Here is a 26,177-nt window from a genome sequence, read left to right as displayed (position 1 = left end):
AGAGTTTGCCGCTTTCCTGCAACGGGAATTATTTAGCGTTATACTGCCGCCATCACGAAAAACAGGAATAAAACCATGAACGACAGTGAATTTCATCGCCTTGCCGATACCCTGTGGATGACCATCGAAGAGCGTATCGACGACTGGGACGGCGACAGCGATATCGATTGTGAAATCAACGGCGGGATCCTGACCTTAAGCTTCGAAAACGGCAGCAAGATTATTATTAACCGTCAGGAGCCGCTTCACCAGGTGTGGCTGGCGGCGAAACAGGGCGGTTATCACTTTGATCTGAAAGGTGACGAGTGGGTCTGCGATCGCAGCGGCGAAACGTTCTGGGATCTGCTGGAGCAGGCGGCGACGGCGCAGGCGGGCGAGGACGTGAGTTTCAGGTAGTTTCGTTGCCCGGTGGCGGCTACGCCTTACCGGGCCTACAACGACTCGAACCGTAGGCCGGGTAAGCGATAGCGCCACCCGGCAACAGCGGCTCAAACATAGGCCGGGTAAGCGTCAGCGCAACCCGGCAACAACGGCTCAAACCGTAGGCCGGGTAAGCGATAGCGCCACCCGGCGAAAAGCCTCAGGAAAAATACTGCTGCAACAGCGGCGCAGTTTCCTGGTTAGCGGGCGCCGCAGGGGTAATCGCCTGCGTACGGAACGGGATCACCTGCGCTCGCCCATCCACATTCACAATCTGGTAGAACTGCGGCAGGTTGAAGTTGATAAAGCTTGAGCCGTAGGTAAAGCGATCGTGCGAGGACGAATAGAAGCGGCTGACGTCGCGCACCAGCTCCTCTTTGCTGCCTTCACAGTGGTGATACACCTCGGCACGGTTGGTTTCATCCAGAATGTAGATGTTAAACCCGGCGTTATCGCCCGACTCTTCGAAGAAGAACTGAATAATCCCTTCACTCGCAAAGCCATCCACCACCTGCGGCAGCTTAACGTGGTTGGTTTCCACCTGAACCGACAAGCCATGCAGTTTGTTGTGTGAAATCGCGCCGTAGAATTCAATGGCGTTCTCCAGCTTCTGCACCGACACGTTCAGGCGCTCAAAGAACAGCCCCCAGGTCTGGCCGGAGACGCGCAGCGCTTTAAAGCGCCCGGTTTCCTGACGGGTGCTGGAGAGACGCAGTTCGATGCACTCAGACACCAGTTGCTGCACGCGGGTACGAATCAGGCCGCGCAGGTGCTGGCTGTAGCAGAACACCTCCACGCTGTCCGGCGGCGCGGCGTCCTGATGCATCTTGCCGAGGATCGTTTTCAGCGCCTCGATCATCGCCTGCTCGCCGTTGAAGTGCAGGGTACGCACTTCGTTCCACGAGTTGCGGTACAGCAGATCCACGCTGCCCACCAGGCAGTTTTGCTGCTCGCCAAAGCTAAAGACGTCCAGCTTGCGGAAGTCAAAGTGAACGACCTGATTGCGGAAGGCCGCCGTCGGGTCGTATTCCAGGTTGACGATGATCGCCAGATGGCGAATCTCACACGGGCTGTAGAGCGCTTTTGGCGTCGGCGCAGGCAGACGCAGCGGGAAGTGGTGCGAGACATCCGCCACCATCTCCTGCAACTTGGCTAAATCGACCACCTCGTTGCCTTTGATAAACAACCGGGTGCGTGAGGTGAGAAGGCCGTTAAACCAGGCCCAGGCCACCAGCTTGTTCAGGTAGCGGTTATATTCCAGCGGCTGATGGCTGATGATCGAATCCATGCTTGGCGCACGGTTGTACAGATACCACCCGGTGCGGTTCGCGCGGCCCGGCGGCACGTAGATAAAGGTCAGATTCGGTTCAGACAGGTCAGGCGAAATCTGTGGGTTAACCAGCGTTACCTTGCCCGGCAATGCTTCAAACGCGGCGTACAGTTTACGGGTCAGCACCCCGATATCCTGTGGGCTGGCAGAAACGCTAAGGTTGTTACGGCGGGCAAAGCGGATCAGGTTGCGGTAGCTCTGCATCATCGCATCAAGCAGTTCGTTGTGCGCCTCACGCACCTGATCGATCTTCCAGTTGGCGCGGTTGTCGAGCATGGCGAGACGCTCTTCGTCCCATCCCCACTCTTTGACTAACTGGCTGACGACTTCACGACGCCAGCCCACGCAGGCGCGTTCGCGGCTCAGTTTTTCACAGACTTTGAGATAGAAACATCGACGCACCAGGTCAAGACGCGTGGCGTCCTCAATGGCTGTCAGGTATTCGGTGACGCGCTCCAGCATCATGCAGTAGGCATCAAGCCCGTAGGAGACGATCTCCCCGTCGTGCAGACGCTGTTTGATATCTTTCGCCAGCAGGCGCGGCGTGGGGTATTCCCAGGAGTAAGCTTCCAGCAGCAGGGTTTTCAGCACCGCTTTGTACGGTGAATCAATGCTCTTATAGAGCTGCCAGAGGCTTGCGCCAAAGTACTCTTCGGCGGACAGGGAGCTCAGGCCACCCAGATCCAGCCACTCGTTTGGCGTCAGAACGCCCTGCGAGTAAAGCGACATGACGTAGTCGTCATAATTCTCTTCTTCATCGCACGGCACCATATTCCACAGAATACGTTTCCCGGCCAGGCGAACGGCAGTACGGTAAAACTCATCCAGCAACAGGATGTGCTGAGTCGAGCCGCAGTCTTCACCACCCAGACTGCCGCTTTCGTTATGGCGGAAACGGTTTTCATCAATCAGGAAGAAGCTCACTTCCACGCCGAGCGACGCCGCCCAGCTCTCCAGAAGGCTGCATTTACGCTGCAACAGCTGGCGCTCTTCATTGTCGAGCCAGGACTGATGGCAGACCCAGATATCCAGGTCAGAAGAGCAGCTTTGCCCAACCGATGACGTGCTGCCCATGGAGTAAACCCCGGTAATCGGCAGCTCGCCTTTCGGCGAATCCTGCGGCGGCATACCACGGTAGAGTTCAAGTTCAGTCAGGTAGTGCTGTTGGGTTTCATCAGGCGTGAAGAGGCAAATGCCCTGGGGAACGTTACCATCGAGGTAACCCGGCATTAGCGGATGGTGATAGTGCAACAATGTCGGCAGTAGACTGTATACCTGCTGGAAAGCAGGGCCCATGGCAGCAAGCGCGCGATCCACACGCAATTGATTGATGGCATCCAGTCTCTGTTTCAGAGTCTCAATATAGAGGTACAAGACGTATCGCCTGATGTTTCCGGGTGTCGCACGCCAGTCAGAACAGAAAAAGCAGCGGACCCGCAGTATTTCAAAAAATAACCGTTACCCTTTTTCGCCTTTTGCTTTTCTGGTGGTACAGACGAAAAAATGGTCTAAAACGTGATCAATTTAACACCTTGCCGGTTGACCGTAAAGAAAGATGCGCTACATACAAGTGTAGCACCGTTCTGTACGTGTAAATTCCTGAATACGGCGATGGCTGACGAATACGCCGCCCTGTCCCTCTCACTCTTCATCAACCGTAAAACTGCCATCCGAGTGTCAACAATGTTAGGATGGTTAGCGATTGATAATGACGGTAACAAGCATGTTAGACAATGTTTTGAGAATTGCCACACGCCAAAGTCCTCTTGCGCTCTGGCAGGCACATTATGTTAAGCAGCGCCTGGAAGCCTGCCACACCGGATTACGCGTTGAGCTGGTGCCAATGGTCACGCGTGGCGATGTCATTCTTGATACGCCGCTGGCCAAAGTGGGCGGAAAGGGTCTGTTTGTCAAAGAGCTGGAGCTGGCATTGCTTGAGAACCGCGCCGATATCGCCGTGCATTCGATGAAGGATGTGCCCGTTGAGTTCCCGGAAGGGCTGGGGCTGGTGACCATCTGCGAGCGCGAGGATCCGCGCGATGCGTTTGTCTCTAACCGCTATGACTCACTTGATGCGTTGCCGGCAGGCAGCGTGGTCGGCACGTCAAGTTTACGCCGCCAGTGTCAGCTGGCTGAACGTCGCCCGGATCTGGTGATCCGTTCGCTGCGTGGGAACGTCGGCACACGCCTTGGCAAGCTGGATAACGGCGACTACGATGCCATTATTCTTGCGGTTGCGGGCCTGAAACGCCTGGGGCTGGAAGAACGCATTCGCGTGGCGTTGCCGCCGGAGCTGTCGCTGCCCGCCGTCGGCCAGGGCGCCGTCGGCATTGAGTGTCGTCTGGATGATGCGCGCACTCAGGCACTGCTCGCGCCGCTGAATCATGACGATACCGCCGTTCGCGTAAAAGCCGAGCGCGCGATGAATACTCGCCTCGAAGGAGGCTGTCAGGTGCCAATTGGCAGCTATGCTGAATTAACTGACGGTGAGCTGTGGCTGCGTGCACTGGTTGGCGCGCCGGACGGCTCACAGATGGTTCGCGGTGAACGTCGCGGCAAACCGCAAGATGCCGAGGCGCTTGGCGTATCGCTGGCGGAAGAGCTGCTGAATAACGGCGCGCGTGAAATTCTGGCCGAGGTCTATAACGGAGAGCCCCCTGCATGAGCATACTTGTCACCCGCCCTTCTCCCGCAGGAGAGCAGTTAGTGAGCCGTCTGCGCGCACTGGGGCAGGTGGCCTGGAGTTTTCCGCTAATTGAATTCTCCCCCGGTCGCGAGCTGCCTACGCTCGCTGACCAGATGCGTCTCTTGCAGGAAGGCGATCTGCTCTTTGCGCTGTCGCAGCATGCCGTGGAGTTTGCCCATGCGCAGTTGCAACAACAGGGCGTTATCTGGCCTCACGCCCCCCGCTATTTCGCCATCGGGCGCACCACGGCGCTGGCCTTACATACCGCGAGCGGAATCGATGTTCGTTACCCGTTAGATCGGGAAATCAGCGAAGTCTTGCTACAATTACCTGAATTACAAACCATTGCCGGAAAGCGCGCGCTCATTTTGCGCGGCAACGGTGGCCGCGAACTGCTGGGCGAGACGCTGCGCGAACGCGGCGCAGACGTGACGTTTGTGGAGTGCTATCAGCGCTGTGCGAAACACTATGATGGCGCGGAAGAAGCAATGCGCTGGCACGCGCGCGGCATTAATACGCTAGTGGTCACCAGCGGTGAAATGTTACAACAGCTTTGGTCGCTGATTCCGCTTTGGTATCGCGAAAACTGGTTACTCCGCTGTCGGCTTCTGGTCGTCAGTGAGCGTCTGGCGAACCACGCCCGGGAACTGGGCTGGCAGGATATTCGGATCGCTGAAAACGCCGACAACGATGCGCTGCTGCGCGCATTACAATAACTCTCAAATGGGAAGCCATAATGACGGAACACGAAAAATCCTCCGCCGTGGTTGAAGAGACCAGGGAGACTGTGGACACCACGTCACAGCCAGAGACGACAGACACAACCGTTGAGAAGAAAAACGGCAGCAACAAAACCAGCCTCACGCTGAGCGTGATTGCCATCGCGATTGCGCTGGCCGCAGGCGTGGGTCTCTACGGACTGGTGAAGAAACAAGGCACCAACCAGACGGCCACCAGCGACGCGCTGGTTAACCAAATCACTGCCCTACAGAAAGCGCAGGAGACGCAAAAAGCTGAGCTGGAAGGCGTGATCAAACAGCAGGCTGCCGCCCTCGCCGACGCGAACAGCAAACGTGAAGAGTTGACCAAACAGCTGAGCGAAGTGCAGGAAAAAGTCGCCACAATTTCAGGAACCGATGCCAAAACCTGGCTACTCTCACAGGCCGATTTTCTGGTGAAACTGGCCGGGCGCAAGCTCTGGAGCGATCAGGATGTCACCACCGCCGCCGCGCTGCTGAAAAGCGCCGACGCAAGCCTGGCTGACATGAACGATCCGAGCCTCATCAACGCACGCCGCGCTATTACGGAAGATATCGCCAGCCTGTCTGCGGTTTCTCAGGTCGACTACGACGGTATCATCCTTAAGGTGAATCAGCTCTCGAACCAGATTGATAACCTTCAGCTGGCCGATAACAACGACGATGACTCCCCGATGGATTCCGACGGTACCGAGCTGTCCAGCTCCCTGAGCGAATGGCGTATCAACCTGCAAAAGAGCTGGCAGAACTTTATGGACAGCTTTATTACCATTCGCCGCCGCGATGAAACTGCCGTGCCGCTGCTGGCGCCGAACCAGGACGTCTATCTGCGCGAAAACATTCGTTCCCGCCTGCTGGTGGCTGCCCAGGCCGTACCGCGTCACCAGGAAGAGACCTACAAACAGGCGCTGGATAACGTTTCAACCTGGGTACGTGCTTACTACGATACCAATGACGCCACCACGACCGCGTTCCTTGAGGATATCGACAAGCTGAGCCAGCAAAACATCACCATGAACGTGCCGGACAAGCTGGAAAGCCAGCCGATTCTGGAGAAGCTCATGCAGACGCGCGTGCGTAACCTGCTGGCCCAGCCGGGCGTTCCGGCAGAGCGTCCGGCTGAAGCACCTGCCGCCGCGCCAGCGCCTGAAAGCGCGCCGCAAGGAGAGTAATGATGCTAAAAGTCTTCTTACTCTTCATCCTGCTGATCGCCGGGATTGTACTGGGGCCGATGCTCGCGGGTCACCAGGGTTATGTATTGATCCAGACCGATAACTACAATATCGAAACCAGCGTAACAGGGCTGGTGATTATCCTGATCCTGGGTGTGGTCGTTCTGCTGGCAGTGGAGTGGCTCCTGCGTCGTATTTTCCGTACCGGCGTACATACGCGCGGCTGGTTCGTTGGCCGTAAGCGCCGTCGCGCCCGTAAGCAGACCGAGCAGGCATTGCTGAAGCTGGCCGAAGGCGACTATCAGCAGGTTGAAAAGCTGATGTCGAAAAATGCCGACCATGCAGAACAGCCGGTTGTTAACTATCTGCTGGCCGCTGAAGCGGCGCAACAGCGAGGCGATGAGGCCCGCGCCAATCAGCATCTTGAACGCGCGTCTGAGCTCTCTACTAAGGATCCGATTCCGGTTGAGATCACCCGCGTTCGTTTGCAACTGGCACGCAATGAAAACCATGCCGCCCGTCACGGCGTTGACCGTCTGCTGGAAATTACTCCTCGTCACCCGGAAGTGCTGCGTCTGGCTGAGCAGGCATACATTCGGACCGGTGCCTGGGGCTCGCTGCTGGACATCATCCCTTCCATGGCGAAAGCCGACGTGGACGATGATGAACATCGTGATGAACTTCAGCGTCTGGCCTGGATTGGCCTGATGGATCAGGCGCGCGCCGATCTCGGCAGCGACGGCCTGAAAACCTGGTGGAAAAACCAGAGCCGCAAAACGCGCCAGCAGGTTCCTCTTCAGGTAGCGATGGCAGAACATCTGATTGAGTGTGACGACCATGACACCGCGCAGGAGATCCTCCTCGACGGTCTCAAGCGACAGTATGATGACCGCCTGGTGATGGTCATTCCGCGTCTGAAAACCAACAATCCAGAACAAATTGAAAAAGCGCTACGCCAGCAGATCAAAACCGTGGGCGATCGTCCGCTGCTGTGGAGTACGCTGGGCCAGTCTCTGATGAAACACGGCGAGTGGCAGGAGGCGAGTCTCGCCTTCCGCGCCGCGCTGAAGCAACGTCCGGACGCATTTGATTACGCCTGGCTTGCTGATTCGCTGGACAAGCAGCACAAGCCGGAAGAGGCCGCAGCCATGCGCCGTGATGGGCTGTTATTGACGTTGCAAAATAACGGAACGCAGCAGTAATTAACAGGAGGCCAGATGGCCTCCTTTTTTACGCCCATAAAAAAACGCCTGCTATAAAAGCAGGCGTTAAAACAGGTCTGTAAGACAACATATTTGGTGCTTCACTCAACGTTGTGTCCATGGTGTCTGATGAGGCCGAAGCGACATCTGTCAGTGGACGATAAGCACCGTAAACGGCTCTGCGTCATTCCTGAGTTTATGAGGCCTTAAGGCGAACATAAGAGATGGAATGAGCATCTACACGCATATTATTGCATGTAATGTGCCAGGTTTACACGAAGAACTTTTACATCGCGCAACATTTTAAGATAAAAGGAAATTATGCTGTTAAGAGCCGCCTTACGCCATACAACATTGCGCTAAAGACGGTGCTCTGTCGTCACCAGGAGACAGGTTAAGAGGTAAAATAATAAAATCTTTAATATTAACGGTTTATATGTCGCTGAATCGCGACAAGGATGTAGAGTATTGTCGGGGAATGGCTACAGGATAAAAAACGCAGAAAACAAAAAACCCCGCCGAAGCGGGGTTCAAAATTGGTCGGCGAGAGAGGATTCGAACCTCCGACCCACTGGTCCCAAACCAGTTGCGCTACCAAGCTGCGCTACTCGCCGATGTACTGCTTTTTTGAATTTTTAGTTCAACTCATTAAAAGTCGTGGTGCGAGGGGGGGGACTTGAACCCCCACGTCCGTAAGAACACTAACACCTGAAGCTAGCGCGTCTACCAATTCCGCCACCTTCGCAATTCACAACTCTTTCAATAATGGGGTGGCTAATGGGATTCGAACCCACGACAACTGGAATCACAATCCAGGGCTCTACCAACTGAGCTATAGCCACCACTGTATTCTTTCACGCGGTTCTGACTACTTCTCAGACCACCGCAGCTCTAGCGCCGGGACTAAAATGGCGCGCCCGACAGGATTCGAACCTGAGACCTCTGCCTCCGGAGGGCAGCGCTCTATCCAGCTGAGCTACGGGCGCTTAGCGCCGTTGCGGGGCTGGATATTACGTACCTCCGTCCCCGCTGTCTAGTGCTTTTTTGAAAAAAATGCGCGTTTGGTTATGGTTTGCACATTTTGCCGCTTATTCCTCCACTTTATGGGCGGAGCCACGGCGCCCCAGGCCAAAAAGTTTATATGCAGCTGTGACGGCAGCCAGGAAGATCACCCCGACAAACAGCGACATGCGGGTATCTTCATTAAAGTACATTCCAATTAATACGCAAATCAGGAACGCCATCGTCAAATAGTTCGCATACGGGAACAGAATGGAGCGGAACGGATGGCTGGCGATCGCTTTTTTATGCGCCTGTCGGAAACGCAGCTGGCTAATTAAAATGACAAACCACGGTACCATCCCCGGCAGCACGCTGGCGCTATAGACGTAAACAAACACGCGCTGCGGATTCGGGATGATGTAGTTCAGGCAAGAACCAATCAGCAGAATCACAATCGACACCGCTACGCCCGCCACCGGTACACCCACGCGGGAGACTTTACCCATCACCGCCGGCAGCTGTTTGTTTTGCGAGAGCGCGTAAAGCATACGCCCGCAGCTGTACATCCCGCTGTTACAGCCGGAAAGCGCCGCCGTCAGCACCACAAAGTTGATAATGGCGGCTGCCGCCGTGATGCCAATCTTAGCGAAGGTTAAGACAAACGGGCTGCCGGTGGTGCCGATCTCGTTCCATGGGAAAATGGTCACGATAACGAAGATCGCGCCCACATAGAAAATCAGGATACGCCACAGCACCTTGCCTACCGCGCTACGCAGCGTGACCTGCGGGTTTTTCGCCTCACCGGCGGTAATGCCGATCAGCTCAACGCCCTGATAGGAGGCGACAACGATACAGAGCGCCGTCAGGAAGCCTTTCCAGCCGCCGGCAAAGAAGCCGCCGTGCCCGGTCAGGTTACCGAAACCAATCGCGTGCCCGCCGTTACCGAAACCAAAGAAGATGACGCCCAGACCCACAACAATCATCACGATAATGGTGGTGACTTTGATCATCGCAAACCAGAACTCGATTTCACCGTAAAGGCGAACGGCGGCAAGGTTCGCCAGCGCCACCAGCCCTACGGCGATGAGCGCGGGTATCCACTGGGCCATCTCCGGGAACCAGAACTGCACGTAGACCCCGATGGCTGTGATCTCCGAAATCCCGACGGCCATCCACATAAACCAGTACGACCAGGCCGTGAGATAGCCAAAGAACGGGCTCATATAACGGTGGGCGTAAACGGCGAAAGAGCCCGTTACCGGCTCCAGAAACAACATTTCGCCCATTGAGCGCATGATGAAGAAGACGAACAGTCCGGCAATAATATACGCCAGCAGGACGGAAGGCCCCGCCCATTTCAGCGTGCTTGCCGAGCCCATAAACAGGCCAACGCCGATAGTCCCGCCCAGCGCGATCAATTCAATATGTCGAGCTTCCAGCCCACGCTGAAGCTCCGGTTTTTTCTCTGCCATAATTCCTCGGTTGTGTTTGCTGTTTCCCGACTTATTGCCGGGTATTGTTTTGAGGGGTACTGAAATACGGAGCGAATGGTTTCTTAAATTCTGGCAAATGGCAAACAATGCATTAAAAAAATGAATGCATTGCACAGAAATTCAGCAGCTTTGCAGGGGGAGTTGCAGCGCGAACAGCAGAACGCGCTGCATATTGATTACATTTTCCCGGTGTAGTGCCAGGCGAGGTAGCGCAGCAGACGAATCTGTCGTTTGATACGCGTCGGTTGAGAAAGCAGGCGGTAGAGCCACTCCAGCCCCAGGTTTTGCCAGACTTTGGGCGCACGCTTAACGTGGCCGGTAAAGACGTCGTAGGTGCCGCCAACGCCCATATAGAGCGCATCCGGGCTGACCAGACGGCAATCGCGCATCAGAATTTCCTGGCGCGGCGACCCCATGGCGACAGTGACAATTTTCGCCCCGCTGTCGCGCACGCGCTCATATAACGCCTGGCGATCTTCCGGCCTGAAATAGCCATCCTGACTGCCCACGATGTTAACATTCCACTGGCTACGCAGCTTTTGTTCGGTCTGCGCCAGCACCTCTGGCTTGCCGCCGATCAAAAATACCGGCGTGCCTTCAGCGCCTGCGCGTTCCATAAGCCGTTCCCAGAGGTCAGCTCCCGCCACGCGAGACACATTAGCGCCTGGAAACTTTTTACGAATTGAACGCACCACGCTAATACCGTCTGCGTATTTAAACTCCGCGGCTTCAATCAGGCTTTTCACTTCCGCATTATCTTCAACCGCCAGCATTTTTTCTGCGTTGATGGCCACCAGCGTACCCGATTTCATCTGCCCGTCCGCGAACAGGAAATCCAGCGCGTGTTGCATGTCACGCCAGCCAATAAGCTGTAGCCCACGCAGCGCGTAACGCGGGGCTGAAGTTGTATCCGTCATGATAATCCCTACTCAGACTTGCGACAGCGTTGTGCTGCCCTGTGGCTCACGTCTGTGCACAAGCCCTGCACTGTCAAACAACCAGTACAGCAGTTTTGCCAGCAGCAGACAGAGACCGAAAACGACCATAAAGAACACCACGCGTGAGACGAATGAATCAAGCCCCTCGCGCGCCAGAACGATCATATTGAAAATGGCACCGAAACAGAAACTGTGCAAAACAGCGGCTTTGTAGCGGTTGGTCTCTTCATTACCCAGCGTGTACAGCCAGTCGAACCATTTTATGATCAGCCCGACCGCGATCGCGCCAGGCAGGATAAACCACGTTCCGCCCATCACTACCAGCGAGCCAATCAGTGTTGGGGAAATCGCCAGTCCCGAATGGTTGTTCAGCACTTCCCAGGTAAAGTAGTTCGCCGTGTTCAGGACAATACCGGGACGGTCAGGCCACAGCCACGTCGGTATAAAGACATAGAAATCGCGAACAATCGGCGCCAGCCCCTGGAATTCGATTTTGTCGTAGTTTTGCAGCAGTAATGCCAGGTTTTCCCACGGCGAGAAGGTGTCGCGCGTCAGATACAGGAAGGTATAAAACGCTTCGTCGCCCGCCACGTTCAGTCCGTAGCGCTTCAGCGCCAGCCAGAACATCCCCACAATGCCAAAGACCCCTGCCGCCGCCAGCATCCACAGCGAGATCCAGCCGCGAATAATGCCGATAAACAGGAAAATCGCGAAGGCGATAATGATGTTGGCGCGGGTGCCGCCGACGATCATGTAGGTCAGAATGCCAAATGCGACGGTGCTGACCAGGAAGAACAGCCAGGCTTTGCTGTCCTGACGCAGGAAAAAGACCACCAGCATCGCCGGAATGAAGAAATAGAAGAAACGCTTGAGCGCGACGCCGGAGACTTCGGCGGAGAAAATCTGGCTATAGGACTGCAACTTAAACAGTAAAAAGCCGTTATGCATGAAGAAAATCGCCACGCTGACGAGGGCGATAGTCATCAGCATAACCCACGTCAGATGGGTTTCTACCCGATTCATGGTAAACAGTGGACGACGGGGTGTGGTGTCTTTCGCCGCGCGCAGGCGCGTTTTATAGGTGACGTAATACACCGCGTAAAAGCAGGTCGCAGAGAGCAGCGCCTGCAACAAGATTTCCGGCGGAGCGACGCCCACATCAAAGCGGAACACGAGGATGCTGGTCAGCGGGAAGCCAAAGAAAAAGGTCAGCAAAAACAGCAGCGAGAAGAATACGTTGAAGTTAAAACGTACGCGCCGGAACTCAAACCAGGTGAGCGTGGCGATAAACAGCGTGCTCAGCAGCCAGACCACCAGCAAGCCGCTAAATTGCAACTGGCTCATGCGTTGTCTCCTGAAGCAATACGCAGCGCGCGGTGCCACGGCGTGAGATAGTTCGGGCTGAAAAAGTCGATGCTATTTTTATCCACCAGCGTGAGCTGACGCTGCGCTTCCCGCACCACCTCGACATTAAGCGTGTCAGAGGTAAACAGCACCGGAATATGCTGTTCGGCCATGTCCTGCCAGAACGGGTTTTCGCGGTTGAGCACGCACGGTACGCCCGCCTGAATCAGCAGACACAGCGTACCAATCCCCTGCTGACGGGCAAAGATGAAATAGCCCAGATCGCATTTTCGCAGCAGCGCGAGATAGTCATCAAATTCCAGCTTATCGCTGAGAATGTGCAGATTTTCCGCGCTAAACAGCGCAAGCCCCTGCTGGCGAACGTCATCGATGTAGGCGTCGTTATTGGCGGGATAGCCCATCGGCACCACCACGTTCACCGTATCGCCAAACTGCTGATGCACCGCACGCAGCGCCGCGACATGCTCGTTACTGCGATCGCCGGAATTTCCCACCAGGATAGTCAGTTTGCCCTCACGAACCGCGTCATTCGCCAGGGAGTTCAGCGCCGGATCCATACGGGTTGGGAAATAGAGCAGCTCCCCGCGAACCTTTGGGTGCTGTTTAGCAAAATAGTTGAGATCGCCACGGGTAGCAAAAACACAGCCCACGCGCGCCTGCGCCAGACGACGCAGCGGATAAAAAAGACGGAATTTCCAGCCACGGGAGACTTCGTAGAGATCCGCTCCCCAGATATGCCAGTTGAACTGGGAAGGTTTTATCCCGCCGCTTAACAGCGCCAGCCACAGGCCGGTATTGAACTGTCCGTGAAAGAAGAAACGCTGGCTTCGGTCCGCTTTGGCTTTCGCGACAACGGCTTTGGTCAGCGCCGCTTTGTCTGGCCAGAAGGTGATGTGCAATGCCGGACACGCCGTGCTCAGGCCGTTATCGCGTCCAACGACCATAAACTCGCGCGCATCGGGCGTGCCGGATGCCAGTTCATCGTTGAAGAACCGCAGAACGGTCTGGTTGTGATGCGGGATATCCGATCCCAGTATGTGTATCAGTGCAGTCATGCGCGTTTACGCCAAAGTAAAAATACGCCGCAACAGGCAGCGAAATAAACGATATAAGTTGCCATATAGGCCTGAGCCGCCCCCAGCGCACCGTGGGTGGGGATCAGCCAGTGAGAAAATGCCGTCAGCAGCGCAAACTGGCCGATCTCTGCCAGGATATACAACCGCAGCGAAGCCTTCGCAATCACCAGATAGCCGAAAACGTATGCCCCAACTTTCAGCACATCGCCGACCAGTTGCCAGGCAAACAGATCGCGCATGGCGGTAAACTTCGCCGAAAACAGTAGCCAGATGGCGAAATCACGCAGTAACCAGACGGTAAAGCTGGCGATCGCAACCGCCGGCAACACAAAACGCAGGGAGCGAAAAATCTCGCGGGTAATATCCTGCCTGGAAGTCAGGCGCGATAAGGTTGGCAGCAAATAGACGCTAAAGGAAGCCGTAATAAATTGGAGGTAAGCATCTGAAATGCTGCTCACGCCCTGCCAGATCCCCACTTCATCCCAGCTGTAATGCGCTGCCAGCAGGTTTCGCATCATCACGTAGGCAACGGGAAGCGTTACCGAAGTGATGAGCGCCATCAGGGTAAACTTACCGAGCTGCCCCGCCAGCATCTTGTCCCACTGCGGTTTCAGGTAACTCAGCGGGACATTGCCTCTGCGCATCAGCATAAACGCAGCCGGAATGACAACAAGCGCAGGCACCAGCGCCAGCCCCAGCAGCGCGCCTTCATAGCCGCCCAGCCGATAGCAAAAGTAGTAAGCGACAACGCCGATAATGCTGCCGAGGATCAGCGCCAGCGCATTCCCGGCGGCATCACGGAAGCCTTTCATCAGCGCCAGCAGCAGGTTCGCCCAGGCGATCCCCATCTGAACGAGCGCCACCAGGCGCACCAGCCCCTGATAATGCGTGTGTCCGAACAGCCCCTGGCTGATGGGTGCCGCCGCCAGCAAAAAGACGACGGCCAGCAACGTAGAGAAGCCCAGCACCATAGCAGAGGAGGTGCCCACCACCGTGCGGAGCTTTTCGGCATCGTCATGATGCTGCGCGACGTATTTGGTGACGCCATTGAATATCCCGGCCCCCGCCAGCACGCCAAGCACCGTGACCAGCTGGCGGAAGTTTCCTGCCAGCCCAACGCCTGACGGACCAAATGAGACGGCCAGCAGCTTGACAACCAGTAACCCGGCGCCAATTTTTACTAGCGTGGACGCTGCCGTCCACACCGACGCTTTTGCCAGAGACATATCAGGCGAAATAACTCAGAAGCGAATTGATCACCGTACGCTGGTTCACCGGCGCGAGGTTGTAGAACAGGGGCAGGCGGAGCAGACGTTCACTCTCTTTGGTGGTGTAGCGGTCTTCACCGGCAAACATCCCGAAGGCTTCGCCCGCCGGGCTGGAGTGCAGCGGAATATAGTGGAATACCGCCATAATTTCCGCCTCTTTCAGCCAGGCAATCAGCTTGCTGCGATCGTCGTTATCGCGCAACTTGATGTAGAACATGTGGGCGTTGTGGATGCAGTCTGCCGGAATGGTCGGCAGTTCAATACGTCCGGCTTTTGCCAGCGGCTCCAGCGCGTCGTAGTAGGTTTGCCACAGGGAGAGGCGTTGCAGATTGATGCGCTCTGCCGCTTCCAGCTGCGCCCAGAGATACGCGGCCTGCAAATCCGCCATCAGGTAGCTTGAGCCGATATCTCGCCAGGTGTACTTATCCACCTGACCGCGGAAGAACTGGCTGCGGTTGGTCCCTTTTTCACGGATCACTTCCGCACGCTCCACCAGGGCACGATCGTTAATCAGCGTCGCGCCGCCTTCGCCGCCTGCGGTGTAGTTTTTGGTTTCGTGGAAGCTAAAGCAGCCGATATGACCGATGGTGCCCAGCGCGCGTCCTTTGTAGGTGGACATCACGCCCTGCGCGGCGTCTTCCACCACAAACAGGTTGTGCTTTTTAGCGATGGCCATGATGGTGTCCATCTCACAGGCTACGCCCGCGTAATGCACCGGCACAATCGCCCGCGTTTTATCGGTGATCGCCGCTTCAATCAGCGTTTCGTCGATGTTCATGGTATCCGGACGGATATCCACAAACACGATTTTCGCCCCGCGCAGGACAAACGCGTTCGCCGTGGAGACGAAGGTGTAGCTCGGCATGATCACTTCATCGCCGGGCTGGATATCCAGCAACAGCGCCGCCATCTCTAGCGATGCGGTACAGGACGGCGTCAGCAGTACCTTGGCACTGTGAAAACGTTGCTCCATCCACTGCTGGCAGCGGCGGGTAAAACCGCCGTCGCCACAGAGCTTGCCGCTGCCCATAGCAGACTGCATGTAATCAAGTTCAGTGCCCACGACGGGAGGCGCGTTAAATGGAATCATCTTGTCACCTGTATAACCAGTAGGCGGTGGCGTCGATGCTGGCACCACTCGCAATATAACGTTTAAGCGCAGCGGTGTTGCCCATCTGGGTTGCGACCCGCAGCGTCGATACCTGTTGTTGCTCCGCCCAGTGCAGCGCCGTCTGCATGAGTTTCTCGCCCATGCCGCGCCCGGCTAACAAACCGATGCGCGCCTCGTGCTCGTTGAGCCTGCGAAGCGAAACAAAACCCTGAATCTGCCCCCCGGCGGTACGGAACACCAGACAGACGTGGTCAAACGTGCCTTTGACCGCATTCTCTATCCACTGGGCATAAAAGCGGCCGCTGTCATCGGGCGCATACCAGGGCGCCCGGAAACGGCTCTGAGCGAAGGCCAGCGCCGCCATCTCGCGCAGCGCGGGGATATCCTGCTCCGTTGCAATTTCCGCGCCCGGTGAGGCGTGGCGAGCCACGGTAACAGAGAGATCAACCTCACCCTCGACCAGCCGGAATCCGTGCTGCTGGAGGGCGTCCAGCAGATCGGCGCGGTCCGCCGGGATCTTAGCCTGTACGCGCTGCCAGGCGCTGAAGTCTGCTTCCTGCAATGCAGGGGCATTGTCGCGCAGACGCACTATCGCTGAGGGACGCGCAAAGAATGCGCTTTCCCACTCAAGGGACTCCAGCACGCCGTTGAGGATACTCAACGCCACACGCCTTTGGTATCAACAACATACTGCTGACGTACGGCATCACCGGAGACCGCTTTAAACGCATTGTGATCCACCAGCAGCACCAGCACATCCGCCGTCGCCAGCGCGTCATCCAGGGCGGTAAGAGTGCAGTGACCGGCAAGTTTTGCCGGCAGCGCATGAATATTCGGTTCCACCACCAGCGTTTCACCGCTGTGCCAGGCAGCGATCATTTCGGCAATTTCCATCGCCGGGCTTTCGCGCAGATCGTCAATATTCGGTTTGAATGCCAGACCAAAGCAGGCAATTTTCAGCTCACTGGCGCGTTTGCCGCTGTCGGCCAGGCAATCCGCGACCGTGGCTTTGACCTGGTTGATGACCCAGTGCGGTTTGTGGTCGTTTACTTCGCGCGCGGTACGAATCAGGCGTGCCTGTTCCGGGTTCTGTGCCACGATAAACCACGGATCGACCGCGATACAGTGCCCGCCCACGCCCGGCCCCGGCTGAAGGATGTTCACGCGGGGGTGACGGTTGGCAAGGCGAATAAGTTCCCAGACGTTAATCCCCTGATCGGCGCAAATCAACGACAGTTCATTCGCAAACGCGATGTTAACGTCGCGGAAGCTGTTTTCGGTCAGTTTGCACATCTCGGCGGTGCGGGAGTTGGTCACCACACATTCGCCTTCAAGGAAGATCTTATACAGCTCGCTGGCGCGCGCGGAGCAGACTGGCGTCATGCCGCCAATCACGCGGTCATTTTTGATCAGTTCCACCATCACCTGGCCGGGCAGTACGCGCTCAGGGCAGTAGGCGATATTGATATCGGCCTGGTCGCCCGCCTGCTGCGGGAAGCTGAGATCGGGACGCGCCTCGGCCAGCCACTGTGCCATCTGCTCGGTTGCCCCAACGGGTGAAGTGGACTCAAGGATAACCAGCGCCCCTTTCTTCAGCACAGGCGCAATGGATTTTGCCGCCGCCTCGACGTAAACCATGTCAGGCTCATGCTCGCCTTTAAAGGGCGTTGGAACCGCAATCAGGTACGCATCGGCTTCTACCGGCGTGGTGCTGGCGCGCAGGAAGCCACCGTCCACCGCCTTTTTCACCACGCGATCGAGATCGGGCTCCACGATATGAATTTCGCCACGGTTGATGGTTTCCACCGCGTGCGCGTTGATATCAACGCCAACAACCTGCTTTTGACGAGAGGCAAAGGCCGCCGCAGTAGGCAGCCCGATATAGCCAAGACCAACAACAGAGATGGTAGAAAAACTCATAGCGTTACCCGATTGTGTTTAAGTGCGTGCAAAATACGACCACAAGCCTGCCCGTCACCGTACGGATTGTGGGCCCGGCTCATCGCCTGATACTCTTCATCGTCATGCAGTAAGCGCGTGACCTCTTCGACAATACGACGCGGATCCGTTCCCACCAGACGCACGGTACCGGCAGTAACCGCTTCCGGGCGTTCGGTGGTTTCACGCATCACCAGTACCGGCTTACCGAGTGAAGGCGCCTCTTCCTGAATGCCGCCTGAATCGGTCAGGATCAGCCAGGCGTGGTTCATCAGCCAGACAAAGGGCAGATAGTCCTGTGGCTCGATCAGGAGCACGTTTTCCACGTGGCCGAGGATACGGTTGACCGGTTCGCTGACGTTCGGGTTGAGGTGCACCGGATAGACAATCTGCACATCCTCGTTCTGCGCGGCGATTTCAGCCAGCGCGTGGCAGATTTGCTCAAAGCCACGGCCAAAGCTTTCGCGGCGGTGGCCCGTCACCAGAATCGTTTTCTTGCCGTTGTTCAGGAACGGATAGCGCGCAGCAAGTTCTGCCTGAAGTTCGCTGTTAGCCAGCACGCGGTCACGCACCCAAATCAGCGCATCAATGACCGTATTGCCGGTGACAAAGATCTTGCTGTCGCTGATATTTTCGCGCAGCAGGTTTTGGCGTGAGTTCTCGGTTGGCGCAAAATGGTACATCGCCAGGTGACCGGTGAGCGTACGGTTGGCCTCTTCCGGCCACGGGGAATAGAGATTGCCGGTACGCAGACCCGCTTCAATATGACCAACGGGGATACGCTGATAGAACGCAGCCAGGCTGGTTGCCACGGTGGTGGTGGTGTCGCCGTGCACCAGCACCACATCCGGCTTGAACGACTCCAGAATAGGCTTTAATTCTTGCAGAATACGGCAGGTGATTTCCGTCAGTCCCTGTCCCGGTTTCATTATATTGAGATCGTAATCCGGGACGATAGAAAAGAGGGTTAAGACCTGATCGAGCATCTCACGGTGCTGGGCAGTCACGCACACTTTCGCTTCGATATCAGGATCTCTGGCCAGCGCATGAACCAGAGGCGCCATCTTGATGGCCTCCGGCCTGGTGCCAAATACGGTTAGTACTTTCACATCGATTCTCTTCGATTAGACGATGAAGGCCGCAGCCTTCATCGTAGACGGCGTTCTTAGTTTGTGCGGCGACGCAATAACGCTACGCCAGCGCCAGTCAGTGCGCCCACAATCCCCCACATGATCATCAGGAATGCGCGACGCGGACTATCGCGTTTTACAGGCTCTTCAGGCGTTCTTAAATAACGATAGGTCTGAAAACGCGGGTCCAGCGTTGGACCGACGTTGAGCGTATTGAGCATGGCGCGGTTTTGGTCGTAATCAAGGTCAAAGTCAGGGCCAACGGCCTGGATATTTTCCAGACGCGCCTGAAGCATTGGGCGACCAAGAAGGAACATTTCTGAATCCGGGAGTTCGTCAGCCGGAACATCCGTTTCGCTACGGGAAATATTGTGCTGTTCCGCAATCTTCAGCGCCTGCTCAATATTATGCACGCGACGGGCGAAGATGGCCTTAGCGACCTCTTCCTGACGTTTGACCTGCGCTTTCATCTGAATAGTACGCGCAGCCCAGGCGCCTTTCAGCTCGTCATTCAGATGACTGGCCGCGCGCTGGCTGGCAAAAGCAACGTACTGACGCAACAGGTTGTTGGCGTCCGGCGCCGTTTCCGCAATCAGCTTCACGCTGTCGCTAACGTTACGAAGCACATCGCCAGGCATAAACTGAATGTTATTAATCAGGTCATCCAGCAGCGCGGCATCCGCTTTGCTGTTACCGACCATGCGCTGCTTGTAATAGTCCGTCTGGGACCAGAAATCGCGACGTGTATCCCACGACGCCAGCTGCATCACAAACTCTTTGTAGGATTCATCCATCACCGAGGCCTGATCCGGGGTCGCCAGATTGGCCTTGATATCAAGATTACGCAGGAATTGCTGCTGGGAGTAGTAGCCTCCAAGCATATTCACCGTTGGTCGGTCTGTGATCGCCGTGGCGCTCCACTCTTGTTTTGCAAAGAAGGTGTAGGCAAGCGCTAACAGCGCGAACCCCAGGGCAATCCCCACAATCCACAGTTTGCCCTGCCATAACACGCGAAACAAACCACGAATATCCAGCTCGTTCTCAGTGCCCACTGATTTCGCTCCCGCCAACGGTTGAGTCATCATAGTCCCGGTTTTACTTAGTTAATGTTGTGTTTTTGCCACTGTTCCGACGCATCCTGCGTTTTAAACGTTTAATAAAACGCGCGACTTTCCATGCACGCTTGATGCAGTAACCGTACATGAAAAATGCTAGCAAGAATAATACCAACATTACCCATTCAGGAATGAAATGTGCGTATTCCGCGGCAACGCCAATCGCAGCCAGAATAGCAGCCGCAAGCGTAATCAACACAAATGCCTGACGAGACGTGAAGCCGGCGCGCATAATCAGGTGATGAATATGTTGCCTATCGGCAGAAAACGGGCTCATCCCTTTACGCAGACGGCGGTACATAATAGCGACCATGTCCATCAGCGGGATGGCGATAATCCAGAGAGCCGTTACCGGGCTGATAGGGTGAGTTTTACCCTGCGTAGTTTCCAACAAGATCCAGATAATAGTGAAACCAATCAATGTGCTACCCGCGTCGCCCATAAAGACTTTATAGCGACGGCCCAGCGCCCCAAGATTTAACAGGATGTAGGGTAGAATGGCCGCAATCATGGCGAAACACCACATTGCCAGGCTGTATTGACTATCAAACCATAGGATAATGCCAATAGCAGCAAATGAGACACAAGATAATCCGCCCAATAAACCATCTATCCCATCGACCATATTAAAGGCATTGATTGAAACCCATACGGCAAAGAGTGTGAGGAAGTAACCAAATGGTCCGAGCACCATCTCCCAGGAACCAAAAATGTAACCAAGGCTGCTCAAGTGAAGTTTTGCTGCCACCATCATGGCAATACCAACAGCAGCCTGTACGAGAGCTCGAATTTTTACACTGATATCGTAACGATCATCCAGTGCCCCCACAATAACCAGAACCGCCGCGCAGCTGAGGTATAACCTTGCATGAGGGATATAGTAATCAGCGATAGCAAAAGTGAAACAGACACCTGCAAAAACGGAGATACCACCCACCAAGGGGATCATACCCTGATGCCGTTTACGAAAATTGGGTTTATCCACTAACCCCAGATACTTTGCCACCTTGCGCGCGAAAAAAAGAAAGCAAGTAGTAAACAAAAAAATACTGGTTAGTTCAGCAAACGTATCGAATAGGTTCACAATGGATGTTCTCAACATATGTTAGTCAAAGAAGTATAACCATGATGGCATCAAGCCAGAAGGCATAAAGCATACCTCTTGCGACCCATTTGTTTATTATTCAAGCTATTAATATTTTTACTGTGCGAATTATCTCATTCTCGCACCGACCGGTCAAAATTGGGAGTGTATGGTAATAGCGTATAGTCCATAAATAAAAAACGCCACGTAAAAACGTGGCGTTTACTGGGATTATTTGCGTTACGAGCGTTTCATCATGTCGAAGAAATCGTCGTTCGTTTTGGTCATCGCCAGTTTGTTAATGAGGAATTCCATTGCGTCGATTTCGCCCATTGGATGGATGATTTTACGCAGGATCCACATTTTCTGAAGCTCTTCCTGAGTGGTAAGCAGCTCTTCTTTACGGGTACCGGAACGGTTGTAGTCGATCGCCGGGAAGACGCGTTTTTCTGCGATTTTACGAGAAAGGTGCAGTTCCATGTTGCCTGTACCTTTGAACTCTTCGTAGATAACCTCGTCCATTTTGGAGCCGGTATCGATCAGCGCCGTCGCGATAATGGTCAGGCTACCGCCCTCTTCCACGTTACGCGCCGCACCGAAGAAACGCTTCGGACGATGCAGGGCGTTGGCATCCACACCACCGGTCAGTACTTTACCGGAAGCTGGCACCACGGTGTTGTAGGCACGCGCCAGACGGGTGATGGAGTCGAGCAGGATGATCACGTCTTTCTTGTGCTCAACCAGGCGTTTCGCCTTCTCGATAACCATTTCCGCAACCTGAACGTGGCGAGAAGCAGGCTCGTCGAAGGTAGACGCAACCACTTCCCCTTTCACCAGACGCTGCATCTCGGTCACTTCTTCCGGACGTTCGTCAATCAGCAGCACCATCAGCACACAGTCTGGATGGTTGTAAGCAATGCTCTGCGCGATGTTTTGCAGCAGCATGGTTTTACCGGCTTTTGGCGGCGCCACAATCAGACCACGCTGGCCACGACCAATTGGCGATGCCAGATCCAGCACACGCGCAGTTAAGTCTTCAGTAGACCCGTTACCACGCTCCATGCGCAGACGAGAGTTCGCGTGCAGCGGCGTTAAGTTCTCGAACAGGATCTTATTGCGGGAGTTTTCCGGTTTGTCGTAGTTAACTTCGTTAACCTTCAACAGCGCAAAGTAGCGTTCACCCTCTTTTGGAGGACGAATCTTACCTGAAATGGTGTCACCAGTGCGGAGGTTGAAACGGCGGATTTGGCTAGGGGATACGTAGATGTCGTCAGGGCCGGCGAGGTAGGAGCTGTCTGCGGAGCGGAGGAAACCAAATCCGTCTTGCAGTATCTCCAGCACACCGTCGCCAAAGATATCTTCGCCACTCTTAGCGTGCTGCTTCAGGATGGCGAAAATGATGTCCTGCTTGCGCATACGAGCCTGGTTTTCCAGTCCCATATTTTCGCCGAGAGTGATCAGCTCAGAAACCGGCGTATTCTTTAATTCGGTAAGATTCATAATGGTGTGGGTTCTTAAACTCGGGGTGATTCTCGAACTTAATGTTGTGAATGGTATGGCAGGGTCATCCATGCCTGTTTAGCGGCCATCACCTCATGTCTGTTCGCTGTCTGGTCACAGGGAAAGAACGCAGAACTGAAACGACAAGACGGATTGAGTGACAAGCCCGGAATCTAGCAACTTCACGCACTGTTTAAGTTAACAACGGGAAGTATCGGGTAAAACAAGATTCAAACAACAAGATATGTTTAAAACGTAGTCATAGCTAACTTAGCACGACTAAAGCCGGGCGTCCAGATCTCGCCGTTAATTAGGCGCTCTGGACGCTCAGCTGAGAAACCTTACGCCAGGTTAGCGTCCAGGAACTCTTTCAGTTGACCTTTGGACAGTGCGCCCACTTTGGTCGCCGCCACGTCACCGTTCTTGAACAGCAGCAGGGTCGGGATGCCACGGATACCGTATTTTGGCGCGGTGCCCGGGTTCTGGTCGATGTTCAGCTTGGCAACGGTCAGTTTGCCCTGATATTCGTCAGCGATTTCATCCAGAATCGGAGCGATCATTTTGCAAGGACCACACCATTCAGCCCAGAAATCAACGAGGATCAGCCCGTCAGCTTTAAGTACGTCCGTGTCAAAACTGTCGTCAGTCAGGTGAATAATTTTATCGCTCATATATAACTCCACAGGAATAAGCCTGGTACGTTGGTTTTGTCTCCACCAACGACGTGTTGATGTCGCATTAACCAACTAAAGGTTGACTTTATTTCACCGGATACGCTTTCGTAAAGCAATAGTAAGCTGATATTCTACCACACTATGAGCAAAACACATTTAACAGAACAGAAGTTTTCCGACTTCGCCCTGCACCCAAAGGTGATCGAAGCCCTTGAAACTAAAGGGTTTCATAACTGCACGCCCATTCAGGCTCTCGCCCTGCCGCTGACGCTGGCCGGTCGCGACGTTGCAGGGCAGGCGCAAACCGGTACTGGCAAAACGATGGCGTTTTTAACGTCAACGTTTCATTATTTACTTTCTCACCCGGCGATTGCAGACCGCAAAGTTAACCAGCCGCGCGCGCTAATTATGGCCCCGACGCGAGAACTGGCGGTACAGATCCACGCAGACGCTGAGCCCCTGGCGCAAGCCACCGGCCTGAAACTTGGCCTGGCCTATGGCGGCGACGGCTACGATAAACAGCTGAAAGTGCTGGAAAGCGGCGTCGATATCCTGATTGGGACCACTGGCCGTCTTATCGACTACGCCAAACAGAACCATATCAACCTCGGCGCAATCCAGGTCGTGGTGCTGGATGAAGCAGACCGCATGTACGATCTGGGCTTCATTAAAGACATCCGCTGGCTGTTCCGCCGTATGCCTGCGGCAAACCAGCGTCTGAACATGCTGTTCTCCGCAACCCTGTCATACCGCGTACGTGAACTCGCATTCGAGCAGATGAACAATGCGGAATATGTGGAAGTAGAACCGGAGCAGAAAACCGGGCACCGCATTAAAGAAGAGCTTTTCTATCCTTCTAATGAAGAGAAAATGCGCCTGCTGCAAACCCTGATCGAAGAAGAGTGGCCGGATCGCGCGATTATCTTCGCGAACACCAAACACCGCTGTGAAGATATCTGGGGTCACCTGGCGGCAGATGGGCACCGTGTGGGCCTGCTGACCGGCGACGTGGCGCAGAAAAAACGCCTGCGCATTCTCGACGAATTTACTCGTGGCGACCTTGATATTCTGGTCGCGACCGACGTGGCGGCCCGTGGCCTGCACATTCCAGCCGTGACGCACGTCTTTAACTATGACCTGCCAGATGACTGTGAAGACTACGTACACCGTATCGGTCGTACCGGTCGTGCCGGCGCAAGCGGTCACTCCATCAGCCTTGCGTGTGAAGAGTATGCGCTGAATCTTCCGGCCATTGAGACCTACATCGGTCACTCTATTCCACAGAGCAAATACAATCCGGACGCGCTGTTGAGCGAGCTGCCGCCACCTAAGCGCCTTACCCGTCCACGCTCCGGCAATGGTCCGCGTCGTTCCGGCGGTGCACCGCGTAATCGTCGTCGTTCAGGTTAAAAAATATGCTCAGCTCCACCTCGCTTTATGCGGCAATTGATCTCGGTTCGAATAGTTTTCATATGCTGGTTGTGCGCGAGGTGGCGGGAAGCATACAAACGCTGACGCGCATTAAGCGCAAGGTCCGCCTCGCGGCGGGCCTGAGCAGCGACAATCACCTCTCCCCGGAAGCCATGGAACGTGGCTGGCAGTGTCTGCGTCTGTTTGCAGAACGTTTGCAGGATATCCCGCTCAGTCAAATTCGCGTTGTTGCCACGGCGACCCTTCGTCTGGCGGTTAACGCTGGCGATTTCATTGCCAGAGCACAGGAAATTCTGGGCTGTCCGGTGCAGGTCATCAGCGGTGAAGAAGAAGCGCGTCTGATTTATCAGGGTGTGGCGCACACGACCGGCGGCGACGATCGCCGTCTGGTGGTCGATATCGGTGGTGCCAGTACCGAACTGGTCACGGGTACAGGCGCGCAGGCGACGTCGCTCTTCAGCCTGTCGATGGGCTGTGTGACCTGGCTGGAACGCTACTTTACCGATCGAAACCTTGCCAAAGAGAATTTTGACGAGGCGGAAAACGCGGCGCGCGCGGTCCTGCGCCCGGTCATGGACGAACTGCGCTATCACGGCTGGAAAGTGTGTGTCGGCGCGTCCGGGACCGTTCAGGCGTTGCAGGAAATCATGATGGCACAGGGAATGGACGAGCGGATCACGCTTGCCAAACTCCAGCAGCTTAAACAGCGCGCCATCCAGTGTGGTCGTCTGGAAGAGCTTGAAATAGAAGGGCTGACGCTCGAACGCGCTCTGGTTTTCCCCAGTGGGCTCGCCATTCTGATCGCCATTTTTACTGAACTGAATATCCAGTGTATGACTCTGGCAGGCGGTGCGCTGCGCGAAGGTCTGGTCTACGGAATGCTGCACCAGTCGGTCGATCAGGACATCCGTAGCCGTACGCTGCGTAACGTTCAGCGCCGCTTTATTGTGGATATCGACCAGGCACAGAGAGTGAGTCAACTCGCCTCACTGTTTGCCGATCAGGTGAAAAAAAGCTGGGATATTGAACCGTTAAGCCGCGATCTGTTGCTAAGCGCCTGTGCGCTACATGAAATTGGTCTCAGCGTGGAGTACAAGCAGGCACCGCTGCACGCGGCCTGGCTGGTGCGTAATCTCGATTTGCCGGGCTATACGCCCGCCCAGAAGAAGCTGCTGGCCACCCTGCTGCTGAATCAGACTAACGCCGTCGATCTCTCTTCCCTTCACCAGCAGAACGCTGTGCCGCCGCGCGTGGCGGAGCATCTGTGTCGTCTGCTTCGGCTGGCGATCCTGTTTGCCAGTCGGCGTCGTGATGATTTGCTGCCCGCCATTACGCTGGCGGCAGACGATGAGAAACTGACGCTGACGCTGCCGGAAAACTGGCTTGAGGATCATCCGCTTGGGGCGGAACTGATTGAGCAGGAGTACCAGTGGCAGAGCTATGTGCACTGGGCGCTTGATGTGAAGTGACCCTTTGAAGCGTGC

21 protein-coding genes and 4 tRNA genes are annotated in these 26,177 nt (G+C 55.4%); 7 read left to right on the top strand and 18 right to left on the bottom strand.

Annotation, left to right across the window (positions count from 1 at the left end; genetic code table 11):
• Positions 1–75 precede the first annotated feature (75 nt).
• A complete protein-coding gene (cyaY, locus tag ACOTW6_RS09915; RefSeq protein ID WP_003860816.1) occupies positions 76–396 on the top strand; it encodes an iron donor protein CyaY in 321 nt (106 codons plus the stop codon).
• Between the two features lie 184 nt (positions 397–580).
• Here the strand turns inward: cyaY and cyaA are convergent, their stop codons facing one another.
• The gene (cyaA, locus tag ACOTW6_RS09910) at positions 581–3,124 is read right to left on the bottom strand and encodes a class I adenylate cyclase (protein ID WP_017383591.1); all 2,544 of its coding nucleotides are present in this window, start codon (positions 3,122–3,124) and stop codon (positions 581–583) included.
• A gap of 349 nt (positions 3,125–3,473) precedes the next feature.
• Between cyaA and hemC the strand changes: the two genes are divergently transcribed.
• From hemC to hemY, 4 genes are read left to right on the top strand one after another with little or no spacing between them, the layout of a single operon-like run.
• Entirely contained in the window at positions 3,474–4,415 is a 942-nt protein-coding gene (hemC, locus tag ACOTW6_RS09905) for a hydroxymethylbilane synthase (RefSeq protein ID WP_023305227.1), read from the top strand.
• The gene (gene hemD, locus ACOTW6_RS09900) at positions 4,412–5,152 is read left to right on the top strand and encodes a uroporphyrinogen-III synthase (RefSeq protein WP_213789116.1); all 741 of its coding nucleotides are present in this window, start codon (positions 4,412–4,414) and stop codon (positions 5,150–5,152) included. The genes hemC and hemD overlap by 4 nt, the downstream gene beginning before the upstream one ends.
• A gap of 20 nt (positions 5,153–5,172) precedes the next feature.
• Positions 5,173–6,366, top strand: a complete 1,194-nt coding sequence (gene hemX / locus ACOTW6_RS09895) for a uroporphyrinogen-III C-methyltransferase (protein WP_015570012.1) — start codon at positions 5,173–5,175, stop codon at positions 6,364–6,366.
• A gap of 2 nt (positions 6,367–6,368) precedes the next feature.
• Positions 6,369–7,568 (top strand): protoheme IX biogenesis protein HemY, encoded by a 1,200-nt coding sequence (hemY, locus tag ACOTW6_RS09890; RefSeq protein WP_213789129.1) that lies wholly within the window; start codon positions 6,369–6,371, stop codon positions 7,566–7,568.
• A 537-nt stretch (positions 7,569–8,105) separates the two neighbouring features.
• On the opposite strand, the gene ACOTW6_RS09885 is transcribed toward hemY, so the two are convergent.
• The 17 genes from ACOTW6_RS09885 to trxA all read right to left on the bottom strand — a co-directional run bounded on the left by ACOTW6_RS09885 (position 8,106) and on the right by trxA (position 23,259).
• Positions 8,106–8,182 (bottom strand) — tRNA-Pro (locus ACOTW6_RS09885).
• A gap of 44 nt (positions 8,183–8,226) precedes the next feature.
• A tRNA-Leu gene (locus tag ACOTW6_RS09880) sits at positions 8,227–8,313 on the bottom strand.
• Positions 8,314–8,334: 21 nt separating this feature from the next.
• Positions 8,335–8,410: transfer RNA gene (locus tag ACOTW6_RS09875), tRNA-His, on the bottom strand.
• A 67-nt stretch (positions 8,411–8,477) separates the two neighbouring features.
• Positions 8,478–8,554: transfer RNA gene (locus ACOTW6_RS09870), tRNA-Arg, on the bottom strand.
• 102 nt (positions 8,555–8,656) lie between these two features.
• Positions 8,657–10,042 (bottom strand): bifunctional threonine/serine APC transporter ThrP, encoded by a 1,386-nt coding sequence (gene thrP / locus ACOTW6_RS09865; RefSeq protein WP_047050403.1) that lies wholly within the window; start codon positions 10,040–10,042, stop codon positions 8,657–8,659.
• Between the two features lie 197 nt (positions 10,043–10,239).
• Positions 10,240–10,980 carry a lipopolysaccharide N-acetylmannosaminouronosyltransferase gene (gene wecG, locus ACOTW6_RS09860; protein ID WP_032104528.1) on the bottom strand — a complete coding sequence of 247 codons (741 nt, stop codon included), beginning with the start codon at positions 10,978–10,980 and terminating at the stop codon, positions 10,240–10,242.
• A gap of 12 nt (positions 10,981–10,992) precedes the next feature.
• Positions 10,993–12,345, bottom strand: a complete 1,353-nt coding sequence (wzyE, locus tag ACOTW6_RS09855; RefSeq protein WP_017693948.1) for an ECA oligosaccharide polymerase — start codon at positions 12,343–12,345, stop codon at positions 10,993–10,995.
• On the bottom strand, positions 12,342–13,421 hold the full coding sequence (locus ACOTW6_RS09850) for a TDP-N-acetylfucosamine:lipid II N-acetylfucosaminyltransferase (protein ID WP_213789115.1): 1,080 nt from the start codon (positions 13,419–13,421) through the stop codon (positions 12,342–12,344). The genes wzyE and ACOTW6_RS09850 overlap by 4 nt, the downstream gene beginning before the upstream one ends.
• Positions 13,418–14,668, bottom strand: coding sequence for a lipid III flippase WzxE (gene wzxE / locus ACOTW6_RS09845; RefSeq protein WP_047733247.1), 1,251 nt, complete (start codon positions 14,666–14,668; stop codon positions 13,418–13,420). The genes ACOTW6_RS09850 and wzxE overlap by 4 nt, the downstream gene beginning before the upstream one ends.
• Position 14,669: 1 nt before the next feature.
• Positions 14,670–15,800 carry a dTDP-4-amino-4,6-dideoxygalactose transaminase gene (rffA, locus tag ACOTW6_RS09840; protein ID WP_032608214.1) on the bottom strand — a complete coding sequence of 377 codons (1,131 nt, stop codon included), beginning with the start codon at positions 15,798–15,800 and terminating at the stop codon, positions 14,670–14,672.
• 4 nt (positions 15,801–15,804) lie between these two features.
• Positions 15,805–16,482 (bottom strand): dTDP-4-amino-4,6-dideoxy-D-galactose acyltransferase, encoded by a 678-nt coding sequence (gene rffC / locus ACOTW6_RS09835; RefSeq protein ID WP_213789114.1) that lies wholly within the window; start codon positions 16,480–16,482, stop codon positions 15,805–15,807.
• Positions 16,479–17,741, bottom strand: a complete 1,263-nt coding sequence (wecC, locus tag ACOTW6_RS09830) for a UDP-N-acetyl-D-mannosamine dehydrogenase (protein WP_213789113.1) — start codon at positions 17,739–17,741, stop codon at positions 16,479–16,481. The genes rffC and wecC overlap by 4 nt, the downstream gene beginning before the upstream one ends.
• Entirely contained in the window at positions 17,738–18,868 is a 1,131-nt protein-coding gene (gene wecB, locus ACOTW6_RS09825; protein ID WP_006812390.1) for a non-hydrolyzing UDP-N-acetylglucosamine 2-epimerase, read from the bottom strand. Before wecB ends, wecC begins: the two co-directional genes overlap by 4 nt.
• Positions 18,869–18,924: 56 nt before the next feature.
• Positions 18,925–19,971, bottom strand: coding sequence for an ECA polysaccharide chain length modulation protein (wzzE, locus tag ACOTW6_RS09820; protein ID WP_017693953.1), 1,047 nt, complete (start codon positions 19,969–19,971; stop codon positions 18,925–18,927).
• 13 nt (positions 19,972–19,984) lie between these two features.
• Complete coding sequence (gene wecA / locus ACOTW6_RS09815) at positions 19,985–21,106, bottom strand: UDP-N-acetylglucosamine--undecaprenyl-phosphate N-acetylglucosaminephosphotransferase (protein WP_045324788.1); 1,122 nt, start codon at positions 21,104–21,106, stop codon at positions 19,985–19,987.
• Between the two features lie 222 nt (positions 21,107–21,328).
• Complete coding sequence (gene rho, locus ACOTW6_RS09810) at positions 21,329–22,588, bottom strand: transcription termination factor Rho (RefSeq protein ID WP_001054528.1); 1,260 nt, start codon at positions 22,586–22,588, stop codon at positions 21,329–21,331.
• Between the two features lie 341 nt (positions 22,589–22,929).
• Positions 22,930–23,259: a thioredoxin TrxA gene (gene trxA / locus ACOTW6_RS09805; protein ID WP_006812392.1), complete on the bottom strand. Its 330-nt coding sequence runs from the start codon at positions 23,257–23,259 to the stop codon at positions 22,930–22,932.
• A gap of 144 nt (positions 23,260–23,403) precedes the next feature.
• Here trxA and rhlB point away from each other — a divergent pair, with 144 nt between their 5' ends.
• On the top strand, positions 23,404–24,672 hold the full coding sequence (gene rhlB / locus ACOTW6_RS09800; RefSeq protein ID WP_006812393.1) for an ATP-dependent RNA helicase RhlB: 1,269 nt from the start codon (positions 23,404–23,406) through the stop codon (positions 24,670–24,672).
• Between the two features lie 5 nt (positions 24,673–24,677).
• On the top strand, positions 24,678–26,162 hold the full coding sequence (gppA, locus tag ACOTW6_RS09795) for a guanosine-5'-triphosphate,3'-diphosphate diphosphatase (protein ID WP_064489755.1): 1,485 nt from the start codon (positions 24,678–24,680) through the stop codon (positions 26,160–26,162).
• Positions 26,163–26,177: the final 15 nt, after the last annotated feature.

The sequence above is a fragment of the Enterobacter cloacae complex sp. IR5403 genome, assembly GCF_049238705.1.
In the GTDB taxonomy this organism is placed as follows: Bacteria; Pseudomonadota; Gammaproteobacteria; order Enterobacterales; family Enterobacteriaceae; genus Enterobacter; species Enterobacter hormaechei_C.
Note: the sequence above shows the minus strand (reverse complement) of the source record. Positions and strands in the feature narration are given on the sequence as shown.